This window comes from Paraburkholderia mimosarum LMG 23256 = NBRC 106338 (assembly GCF_000739815.1).
Lineage (GTDB): Bacteria > Pseudomonadota > Gammaproteobacteria > Burkholderiales > Burkholderiaceae > Paraburkholderia > Paraburkholderia mimosarum.
In genome coordinates this window covers 1-731 of the sequence record NZ_BBJJ01000353.1, presented here as the reverse complement: position 1 = coordinate 731, position 731 = coordinate 1, and the positions used below count along the sequence as shown (strand labels likewise).

Annotated in this window: 1 protein-coding gene; it reads left to right on the top strand. The window is 64.6% G+C overall.

The window, feature by feature from the left end:
• The coding region (locus BMI01S_RS37850) for an IS5 family transposase (protein WP_042293637.1) at positions 1 to 676 on the top strand (676 nt) is incomplete at its 5' end.
• Between the last annotated feature and the right edge of the window lie 55 nt (positions 677 to 731).

Here is a 731-nt window from a genome sequence, read left to right as displayed (position 1 = left end):
CTTGCCGGTGCCGAACTACACGACCTTGAGCCGTCGCGCACAGACACTGAAGGTTGTGCTGCCCATGCAGCGCCCCGATGCTCCCTTGCACCTGGTGATCGACAGCACTGGACTGAAGGTGTACGGCGAAGGTGAGTGGAAGGTGCGCAAGCACGGCTATTCGAAGCGCCGGACATGGCGCAAGGTCCATCTCGCGATGAACGCGAACACCGGCCAGATATGCGCCGCGCTGATGACGCATCAGGACGAAGGCGATGGCGAAGTGTTGCCCGAACTGCTCGACCAGATTCCGGCTGACGTGCTGATCGATACCATCGGTGGCGACGGCGCCTACGACACCAGGCCGTGCCACGCGCAGATCGCCGCGCGCGGCGCGATCCCATCGATTCCGCCGCGTGAGGGAGCGAAGCCGTGGCCTGCCAGCACGCCCGGTGCCGCTTGGCGCAATGCCGCTATCGATGCGATCGAGCGCAGCAGCAGGCGCGAATGGAAGCAGGCAACCGGCTACCACCGGCGCTCGCTGGCCGAGACCTTGATGTACCGACTCAAGGTGCTCACGGGTCCCTGCCTGTGGGCGCGGCAGACCGGCTCGCAGGCAACCGAGGTGTCGATTCGTGTGGGCGTGCTCAACCGCATGGTAGCCCTCGCTCGCCCGCAGTCCGTCCGTATCGCCTGAGATTGAAAGCACAGAGGTCATGTTGTCGCTACGCCTGATTTACGCAACAACGCCG